The following is a 9,393-nucleotide window of genomic DNA, read 5'->3' as shown; positions in this document are numbered from 1 at the left end:
AACGGAGGTGGCTCGGGCGGGGCGGTTCGGGAAGGTCGTCGCCGGCGGCATGGGTGGGGCCCGGGGGCGATTTCTACGCGGAGTAGAATTCGAGTATGGTCCATGTTCTCGGTTCTCAGGACTCCCGGCTCGCCGCCGGTGCTCGGCTCGTGCTGCCGGCACTGTGGCTCGGTCTCATCGTCGGCATCTCCCTCATCGAGGCGCCGCTGAAGTTCCAAGCGCCGGGAATCACGATTCCGCTCGGACTCGGCATCGGCCGGCTCGTCTTCACGGCGATGAACTGGGTGGAGATCGTCATCGCCGTCATCCTGCTCTGGTCGATCCTCAAGGACGGCGTCGGCACCCCGTTCCGGGCGGTGACCAGCGGCGTCATCGGCGTCCTCATCCTCAAGGTCGCCTTCGTCAGGCCTCTGCTCAACCAGCGCACGGATGCGGTCCTCGCTGGTGTCGACGACGGCGGCTCGATGATGCATCTGCTCTACATCGCCGCCGACGGTCTGCTCATCATCGGGCTCATCGCCCTCATCGTCATCGGCGTTCGGAAGTGGGCCGTGCCCTCAGGCGTCGAGCGCGGTGGCGTCCCCAGCGCCGCCACCCACGATTCGCGCGAACCCTGAGCCGTCGCGACCGACCACCGCTCGGTTCGCATCCGCATGGCATGGTTCGATCCGTACCATGCGGATGCGAACCGAGCGGTTGCGATCGAGGGCAGAGCCAAGCACCAGGCCCGCCAGCCAACAGCCCCGTCCCGCGCCGCTCAGTAGTACACAGCGAGCCGGCCGCGGGGGCCGTCGACGACATCGACGGGTGTGTCGAAGACGCGGGTGAGCACCTCGGCGGTGATGATCTCCTCAGGGGTGCCGAACTCCGCGACCTTCCCGTCCTTCACGGCGCAGATGTGGTCGGCGTAGTGCCCCGCGAAGTTGATGTCGTGGATGACGATGACGATCGTGCGGCCCATCTCGCTGGCGGCACGGCGCAGGTGCTGCATCATCTGCACGGAGTGCTTCATGTCGAGGTTGTTCAGCGGTTCGTCGAGGAGGACGTATTCGGTGTCCTGCGCGAGCACCATCGCCACGTATGCGCGCTGCCGCTGACCGCCGGAGAGCTCGTCGATGAACCGGTTCTCCAGCTCCCCGAGCTCGAGGAAGTCGATCGCGCGGGAGATGATCTCCTCGTCCGCCGTCGTCAGCCGCCCCTTCGAGTACGGGAAGCGGCCGAAGCCGACGAGCTGCCGGATCGTCAGCCGGGTGATGAAGTGGTTCTCCTGGCGCAGGATCGACACGATCTTCGCGAGGTCCTTCGACTTCGTCGAGGCCACGTCGTACCCGGCGATCTCGATCGCCCCGGCGTCGATGTCGAGGAGCCGCCCGATCATCGTCAGCAGCGTCGACTTGCCCGCCCCGTTGGGTCCCACCAGCGCGGTCACTCCGCCCGCCGGGATGTGCAGGTCGACGGGGCCGATCTGCACTTTCTCACTGTAGTTCTTGGCAACCTCGCCGAGTGTGATCACAGTCGACCCTTCCGCATGATGACGAAGAGGAACACGCCTCCGCCGATGACTTCGATGATGATGGAGACCACGCCCTCGGCGTAGAAGATGTTCTTGAGCACGAAGTACGCGCCGCCGAGCACGACGAACCCGAGCAGGCCCGCCATCGGCAGCACGTACCGGTGGTCGTAGGTGTCGGAGAACTGGTAGGCGAGCATCGCGACGAGGAAGCCCAAGAAGATCATCGGCCCGATCATCGACACCGACACCGCCATGAGGATCGAGACGAAGACGAGGATCTTGATCATCTCGCGCGTGTGGTTGAGCCCGAGGTTGCCGGTCACTCCCTTCCCCAGCGCGAGGACGTTGAGCCTCGGCGAGGACAGGTAGATCCCCGCGCACGCGATGAGGCACAGCGGGATCGCGACCGGCAGGTACGTCGCATCGGAGTTCGCGATCGACCCGAAGAGGCGCGCGGAGAGGACGTCGAATTCGCTCGGGGTCAGGGTGCGCTGCATGAACGTCGCCACCGACCCCAGTCCCCCGCCGATGACGACGCCGACGAGCAGCATGACCTCGACGTTCGCGTACTTCCCCGACAGCAGCCAGCCGTAGAGGGCGAGCGAGAGCCCGACCATGGCCACGAGTTGGAGGGTGAAGGGCAGGATCCCGCGGAGTTCGACGAGCGCGGTGACCCCGAAGAAGTACATCGCCGAGGTCTGGACGGCGACGTAGAGCGATTCGAAGCCCATGATCGAGGGCGTGATGATCCGGTTGTTCGTCACCGTCTGGAACGCGACCGTGGCGAATGCCTGGCAGAGGGCGACGATGATGAGGACGACGAGGCTGCGCCCGCGCAGTCCCGCGATGAGCCAGAAGCCCTCGTCCGTGATCGGCAGCGGGTTGTCCCAGGCCAGGAGGCCGAACGCGATCCCGACCGCGGCGACGGACAGGATCGCGATGATCGTCCAGTACCGCTTGCGTGCCCGACGGGTCGTCAGCGGCCCGGAGTGCCGTGGGGATCCGTCCTTCGCCGAGGCGGTCCCGCCGTCGCCCGGTCCCGCTGACACTGCCATGCCCGCTGACACAGCTATGCCCGCCGAGGCGGCCGCGGGGTCCGCTGTCACCGGAGTCGTCCGTCGGTTCCCGGGCTGCGTTGGGGCGGTGCTCCCGCCCTCCGCCGAGGCCGTGCTCCGGTCCTGCGCCGAGGCGGCCGCGCCCTTGGGGGCAGCCCCGTCCTTCGGAACGCCACCGTCCTTCGGAACGCCACCGTCCTTAGGGACGCCACCGCCCTTCGGGACGCCGGCGGATTCTGTCATCGGCCCGGGGCCGTGAATGTTCGTATCGGTCATGTCAGCCGCGCCTCCTCTGACGCAGGATCAGGGCGATGAAGACGGCGGCCCCGACGATGCCGAGGATGAGCGAGACCGGGACCTCGAACGGGGCGATGATGAGGCGTCCGATGAGGTCGCAGACGGTGACGATCGCGATGCCGAGCAGGCACACCCACGGCAGGTTCGAGCGCAGATCGTCGCCGCGGACCATGGAGACGATGTTGGGCACGATGAGCCCGAGGAACGGCAGGTAGCCGACGACGACGGTGACGACGCCGGTGGCGATGGCCACGAGGATCGTGCCGACGAGGATGACCTGGTTGTACTTCAGGCCCACGCTCGTCGAGATCTCCTTGCCCAGGCCCGCGACCGTGAACCGGTCGGCGGTGATGAACACGGCGACGACGACGATCGCGACGACCCAGAGGACCTCGTACTGTCCGCGCAGGATCGAGGTGAAGCTGCCGGCGAACCAGATGCTGAGGTTCTGCAGCATGTCCGTCGAGACGGCGATGAACGTCGTGATCGCCCCGACCACGGCACCGAGCATGATGCCGACGATGGGGACGATGAGCGAGGACTTCAGCGAGACGCGGCGGAGGAAGAGGAAGAAGATGAGGGTGCCGATGAACGCGGCGAGGATCGCGCCGAGCATGCGCTGGAGGATCGTCGCCTCGGGGTAGATGATGACGGTGAGCATGAGGCCGAGCCCCGCCCACTCCGTCGTTCCCGTCGTCGTCGGCTCGACGAATCGGTTCTGTGTGAGCAGCTGCATGACGAGCCCGCACATCGCCATCGCGGCACCCGCGAGGACGAGCGCGACCGTGCGCGGGATCCGGGTGATCTGGAACATCTCGGCACCGTCGGCGGCCCCGAAGATGTCGTAGACCCCGGTGAGCAGGGAGGCTGCGAGGAGGGCGAGCACCGCAAGCGTCGCGACACCCAGCTGCCAGCTCAGCAGCCGTCCTCGGGTCTTCGCCGTCGACCGGCCCGCTTCGCCGGGCCTCGGTGAGACGGATTCGTCCCCGCCGGGGTTCTCCCCCGCCGAGGTGGTCGCGCGGGTCTGCCCGCCCGTGATCTCTGAGTTCGTCATGCTGTCGTTCCCGGTTGGGCCGTGGCGGCGCATCCGCGCCGCCACGGCGTCTCCCCTACGGGATGTCCCGCGTTACTTCTGCGCTTCGAGCTTGTCGGCGAAGGAGTTGAAGAACTCGGTGTACGTCTGGATGCCCTCGTTGAGGTAGGTGTCCTCGGGGAAGTAGACGATCTTGTCGTTCTGCACCGCGGGCACGGACTTGAGTGCCTCGGACTTCTCGATCACCTCGGCGGCCGGGGCCGAGCCCTTCTCACGCTCTTCGGGAGCGAAGGAGGCGTCACGGTCCATGACGATCATGAGGTCGGGCTTCGACTGCGCGATGGCCTCGACCGAGACGTCGTCGCCCTTGTCCCTGTCGCTGCCTTCGGGCACGTCGAGGGCCGGCTTGAGGCCGAGGATGTCGAAGACCGGTCCGACGGTGCGGCCGACGCCGGGAGCGGAGTAGCCGATGTCACCGGCGGTGGTGATGACGCCCATCGCCTTGTCGGTGCCGTTGTAGGCCGACTTCGCGCGCTCGATCGACGCGTCGAAGTCATCGACGAGCTTCTTCGCCTCGTCCTGCTTGCCGAAGATCTCACCGAGGGTGGTGGTCTGGCGGCGCAGCTCCTCGTCGAAGGGCTTGCCGTCGCGCGGATCGAGCTCGAGGACGACCGCCTCGGGGGCGAGCTTCTGCAGGTCGTCGTGGAACTGCGCGAAGCGCTGTCCGTTGACGATGAGGTCAGGCTTCGCGGCGACGACCTTCTCGAGGTCGGGTTCGCGGTGGTTGCCGAGGTCGGCGATCTTGTCGTTGTTCGTGTACGACAGACCCTCCGGCATGAGACCGCGGGCGGCGGCCTTGAGTTCGATGCCCCAGGAGTCGAGGGTCTCGAAGGTGCGGTTGTCCGTGGCGACGACCGAGGTCGGCGGGGACTTCACGGTCTGCTTGCCGTTGTTGTCCTCGACCGTGACGGTGCCGGAGGCGCCGGCGGCGTTCTGCTCGCTGGATTCGGCACTGGCACCGCAGCCGGACAGGGCCAGGGCCAGGACGCCGAGAGCGGCGCCGAGGCGGAGTCGGGTCGAGATCATCGTGTTCTACTTCCTTGAGGCGATCGTTCGTATGCAGATGAAAGTCATCTGTGATTTAGCTTAGCCTAAGCTTCAGGAAATAGAGGATGTGAGTATGCCGTTAACCGCGTCACATTTCCGTCGAGGCGGTGCCGCGTCGGTCACGGCCCGAGCGCCCGGGGCAGAGTCGCCGAGGCGCAGCCCCGGGCTCAGATCGTCTCGACGAGTCGTGCGAGTTCCTCGGCCGAATCGGCTGCCGCCGTCGGACCGCCCGCTCCCCCGCGATGGACGAAGGCACCCGCCTCCTCGGCGATGAGGGCGCCGCCCGCGTAGTCGTAGATGCCCAGCCCGCGTTCGGCGTAGCACGTCACCTTCCCCTCGGCGACCATGCAGAGGTCGAGCGCCGCCGAGCCGCAGCGGCGGATGTCGTCGTAGCCGTCCATGAGCGCCGGCAGCTTTGCCAGCTGCCGGGCTCGATTGTCGCCCTTGTAGGCGAAGCCGGTGGCGAGCAGGCGACCCGACAGTCCCGCAGGCGCACCGGAGAGTCGTATCGCCGAGGTGGGGGCCGGTGCGGCGTCCGCGGTGCCGGGCGGTTCGGGCATCCGATCGAACAGGCGCCCCTCGACGCGGTAGGCACCGCGACCCCGCGCGGCCACGAAGGTCGCACCGAGGCCGGGCGAGGCGACGAGCCCGACGAGCCAGTCACCGGCGGGATCACCTCCCGAGGATCCTGCGGCCGGGACGTCAGCAGAGCTGTCGGCGCCGGCGTCGACCGCCTCGGCGGGGGCGCGGAGGACGCCGACGGAGAACGCGAAGTGCTCGATGCCGCGCACGAAGTTCACGGTGCCGTCGATCGGGTCGACGTGCCACTCGAGACGGACCGCCCCCGTCGGCGCATCGCCGGATGACTCGCTCGCTCTGCCGGGGGCGCCACCGCTGGGACCGTCACCATTGAGTCCGGTATCGGTCACCTCGGCGAGGCGACCGGTCACGGGATCGAACGAATGGAGGCGGAGGAGGAACTCGCGGTCGAAGAACCCGACGGGATCGAGCGCCTCGGCGCCCTCTTCCCCGACCATCCGGTCGCCGGGCCGGGCGGCCGCGAGGTACCCGCGCACAAGGGATTCGATCTGCGCATCGGCGAGCGTGACGAGGTCGTTGGGCGAGGTCTTCGTGTCGATGACGGACTCATCGAGATCCGTCCCCAAGGACGAGCGCCAGGCGCTCATCCGCTCCCACGCGATGACGGAGAGGTCGGCGGCGATGCGGACGATCGGGTCGGCGACGAGGTCGGCGGGCAGGGATGTCGAAGCGCTCATGCCGTCACTCTAACGTGCGCGCCCGAGCGCGGAGCCGCAGTCCGCCAGGACCGAATCCGGGTCCGCCGCGGGGCATGCTCATCGACGTGACCACCAGTGCGAACACCGTCGTGAACACGGTCGGAGAATCGGCGGAGAACCCGCGAGAAAGGAGTTTCAACCACCTCGGCGAAGGGCGCGGAAATACCTTTAGGAGGATTCTTCAACTTACCGTGTAAACAAGAAAAGAATCGCCGGGAAACGAAGAATAGGCACAAATAGCCTTACCCTATAAAAATCAGAGATCCGCCGGGACTACGCCCATCCCATCGATACGCACACACGAAGGCGGACGGCGGGGCGACCCGCCGTTCCCCTTCCCGACTGCGTCACTCGGCGGCGGCTGCCGGCACTTCGGTGCCGGCCGATTCGGTCCGAGCACGAGCGGCGTCGCCCGAGCCCTCCGAACGCTGGACGCGTCCGTGCCTGCGCACGATCTCCTGCACTGCCTGCGAGGAAGTTCCGGCGGCCTCGGCAATGGCACCGAAGGTCGCCCCCTCTTCGCGTGCTCGGAGGATCGACATGACGTAGTTCGTGTTGATCTTGGTTCGCTGCCGGGAAATTCTGCGCACAGCCGCAACCAGGGCTGTCTGATCCACTGTTAATTCGCGAGCGCGACGTGACATTGTTTCTTTCCTTGCCTGCACATGTGGCCCACCGCCACAGGAAAATGTACTTCCATTAAATACCACGACAGCGATGTCGCGCCAATTTTTCCCGGATCCTGGAAGGAACTGTTCTAATCTGAGCGCGAAGTGTGAGTAAACCGCAAACCGGTGCAATTTTCGCCAGCGACAATGCCGGTTGTCGGGCCATCCGCCATTGTCCCCAGGCGGACACTGGCATCGCTCGCCTTGGACACTTGATCAGTCACATGAGATTCGGTGGCAGAATGCACCCATGACCGCTGCTTCGGCCGAGGCTCTCGGCGTCGAACTCAGAGCCGCCGGGATCAGCGATGTCACCGTCGACGACGCCGACCGTGCGGCATACTCCTCCGACGCCTCTCTGTTCCGACTCGTCCCGCAGGCCGTCGTCCTCCCCCGCGGAGAGGAGGACGTCGCCCGCACGCTGAGCGTGGCCCGCCGCCTCGGCGTCCCTGTCGTCAGCCGCGGTGCCGGCACCTCGATCGCGGGCAATGCGATCGGCACGGGCATCGTCCTCGACTTCTCCCGGCACATGAATGCCGTGCTCGACCTCGATCCCGTCGAGCAGAGCGCGTGGGTCGAGGCCGGATGCGTCCATGCGAGCCTGCAGGCGCGCGCCCGTGCCCACGGTCTGCGCTTCGGACCCGACCCGTCGACCCACACGCGGTGCACGATCGGCGGGATGATCGGCAACAACGCGTGCGGGCCGTGGGCGCTGGGCTACGGCCGCACGGGTGAGAACATCCTCGCTCTGCGCGTCATGCTCGTCGACGGCACGATCGTCGAGCTCGACGAGACGGACCCGCGCGAGCTCTTCCCGCGCCTCCATGCCCTCATCGGCGAGCATCTCGGGGTGATCCGCACGCATCTGGGCACCTTCTCCCGGCAGGTCTCCGGGTACGGTCTCGACGCACTGCTGCCGGAGAACGGCTTCGATGTCCGGCGGGCGTTCGCCGGTTCCGAGGGGACCTGGGGCCTCGTGCTGGCGGCGAAGATGCGGCTGGTCGCCGAGCCCGCGCACACCTCGGCGGTCGTCCTCGGCTATCCGGACATGGTCGCCGCCGCCCGTGACGCCCCGCTGCTGCGCGACTTCCCGGTCGCCGCATGCGAAGGCCTCGATGAGCGCATGCTCGATCGGGTCGTCGCCGCCAAGGGGGCAGGCGCCGTGCCCGCCCTGCCTCAGGGTGCCGGCTGGCTCGTCGTCGAACTCACCGGGGACGATGCGGACATGCTCGCCGGTCAGGGACAGCGGCTCATCGATGAGTCCCGAGCTCTCGACGCCGCCGTCGTCGACGCGGCGACCGCAGCCGAGATCTGGGCGATCCGAGCCGATGGCGCCGGGCTCGTCTCGCGAACCCCCGACGGCCGCGACGCCCACGCCGGGTGGGAGGATTCCGCGGTTCCGGTCGAACACCTCGGCGGCTATCTGCGTGATCTCATGGATCTGCTCGATGCGCACGGGCTGTGGGGGATCCCGTACGGGCACTTCGGGGACGGGTGCGTGCACATGCGCGTCGACTTCCCGCTCGAGGCCCCGGACGGGCGCGCTGTGCTGCGGCGCTTCCTCGTGGCCGCGACCGAACTCGTCGCCGGCTACGGCGGGTCGGTCTCGGGTGAGCACGGGGACGGGCGGGCGCGCTCGGAGCTGCTCCCCCTGCTCTACCCGCCGGAGATCATCGCCCTGTTCCGGGCGGTCAAAGAGCTCTTCGATCCGCGTCACCTGCTCGGTCCCGGGGTCATCGTCGATCCCGATCCGCTCGATGCCGCGATCCGCCTCGCCGAGGTGCCCCACCGGACACCGCTGCCCGGGCCGCTGGCGATGGCGTATGCGGGCGAGGCCGAGGGGTTCGCCTCGGCGGTCCACCGCTGCACGGGGGTGGGCAAGTGCCGGGCGGATTCCGCGGCGACCGGCGGGGTGATATGCCCATCGTTCCAGGCCACGAGGGATGAGCTGCATTCGACGAGAGGGCGGGCGCGCGTGCTCCAGGAGATGGTCTCCGGCGATCTGCTCGAGACCCGATGGGACTCCCCCGCCGTCGCCGAGGCGCTCGACCTCTGCCTGTCCTGCAAGGCGTGTGCGAGCGAATGCCCGACGGGCACGGACATGGCCGCGTACAAGGCCGAGGTCCTCCACCAGACCTACCGTGGGCGGCTGCGACCGCCCAGCCACTACGCCCTCGGGTTCCTTCCGCAGCTCGCCGCCGCGCTCACTCCGGTCGCGGGTGCCGTCAACCGCCTCGCCCGCTTGCCCGGGGTCGGTGCCGTGGGGAAGCGGTTGGCGGGCATCGATGGGCGCCGGTCGATTCCGACGTTCGCGACGACGACGTTCCGTCGCTGGTGGGATGACCGCGCCGAGGCGGAGGCAGGTTTCGCGTTCATCGCCGAGGTGGGGGCCGGGTCAGGGCCGGACGCCGAGGTGGGGGCC

8 protein-coding genes are annotated in these 9,393 nt (G+C 67.9%); 2 read left to right on the top strand and 6 right to left on the bottom strand.

Translation table 11 applies throughout. From position 1 onward, the window contains the following. Positions 1-95 precede the first annotated feature (95 nt). Entirely contained in the window at positions 96-617 is a 522-nt protein-coding gene (locus tag FFS20_RS17135) for a hypothetical protein (RefSeq protein ID WP_137826990.1), read from the top strand. A gap of 140 nt (positions 618-757) precedes the next feature. Here the strand turns inward: FFS20_RS17135 and FFS20_RS17130 are convergent, their stop codons facing one another. The 6 genes from FFS20_RS17130 to FFS20_RS17105 form a co-directional block, all read right to left on the bottom strand. Continuing rightward, on the bottom strand, positions 758-1,513 hold the full coding sequence (locus FFS20_RS17130) for an ATP-binding cassette domain-containing protein (RefSeq protein ID WP_137826989.1): 756 nt from the start codon (positions 1,511-1,513) through the stop codon (positions 758-760). Next, the gene (locus FFS20_RS17125) at positions 1,510-2,568 is read right to left on the bottom strand and encodes an iron chelate uptake ABC transporter family permease subunit (RefSeq protein WP_137826988.1); all 1,059 of its coding nucleotides are present in this window, start codon (positions 2,566-2,568) and stop codon (positions 1,510-1,512) included. The genes FFS20_RS17130 and FFS20_RS17125 overlap by 4 nt, the downstream gene beginning before the upstream one ends. A 277-nt stretch (positions 2,569-2,845) precedes the next feature. Further along, entirely contained in the window at positions 2,846-3,919 is a 1,074-nt protein-coding gene (locus tag FFS20_RS17120; RefSeq protein ID WP_137826987.1) for an iron chelate uptake ABC transporter family permease subunit, read from the bottom strand. 72 nt (positions 3,920-3,991) lie between these two features. Next, positions 3,992-4,984 (bottom strand): ABC transporter substrate-binding protein, encoded by a 993-nt coding sequence (locus tag FFS20_RS17115; protein WP_137826986.1) that lies wholly within the window; start codon positions 4,982-4,984, stop codon positions 3,992-3,994. 188 nt (positions 4,985-5,172) lie between these two features. Then, positions 5,173-6,282 (bottom strand): inositol monophosphatase family protein, encoded by a 1,110-nt coding sequence (locus FFS20_RS17110; protein WP_137826985.1) that lies wholly within the window; start codon positions 6,280-6,282, stop codon positions 5,173-5,175. A gap of 368 nt (positions 6,283-6,650) precedes the next feature. Then, positions 6,651-6,845, bottom strand: coding sequence for a hypothetical protein (locus tag FFS20_RS17105; RefSeq protein ID WP_137826991.1), 195 nt, complete (start codon positions 6,843-6,845; stop codon positions 6,651-6,653). Between the two features lie 376 nt (positions 6,846-7,221). On the opposite strand from FFS20_RS17105, the gene FFS20_RS17100 reads away from it, so the two are divergent. After that, positions 7,222-9,393, top strand: a 2,172-nt coding sequence (locus FFS20_RS17100) for an FAD-binding and (Fe-S)-binding domain-containing protein (protein WP_137826984.1), incomplete at its 3' end; no start/stop codon positions are given.

Source organism: Brevibacterium sp. 2SA (assembly GCF_005502845.1).
In the GTDB taxonomy this organism is placed as follows: Bacteria; Actinomycetota; Actinomycetes; order Actinomycetales; family Brevibacteriaceae; genus Brevibacterium.
This window is presented reverse-complemented; position numbering and strand designations above follow the sequence as displayed.

Excerpts from the sequence above, each read along its gene's own strand:
- FFS20_RS17120 (WP_137826987.1), bottom strand. The coding sequence starts at position 3,919 with ATGACGAACTCAGAGATCACGGGCGGGCAGACCCGCGCGACCACCTCG.
- FFS20_RS17105 (WP_137826991.1), bottom strand. The coding sequence starts at position 6,845 with ATGTCGATCCTCCGAGCACGCGAAGAGGGGGCGACCTTCGGTGCCATT.
- FFS20_RS17110 (WP_137826985.1), bottom strand. The coding sequence starts at position 6,282 with ATGAGCGCTTCGACATCCCTGCCCGCCGACCTCGTCGCCGACCCGATC.
- FFS20_RS17125 (WP_137826988.1), bottom strand. The coding sequence starts at position 2,568 with ATGGCAGTGTCAGCGGGACCGGGCGACGGCGGGACCGCCTCGGCGAAG.
- FFS20_RS17135 (WP_137826990.1), top strand. The coding sequence starts at position 96 with ATGGTCCATGTTCTCGGTTCTCAGGACTCCCGGCTCGCCGCCGGTGCT.
- FFS20_RS17115 (WP_137826986.1), bottom strand. The coding sequence starts at position 4,984 with ATGATCTCGACCCGACTCCGCCTCGGCGCCGCTCTCGGCGTCCTGGCC.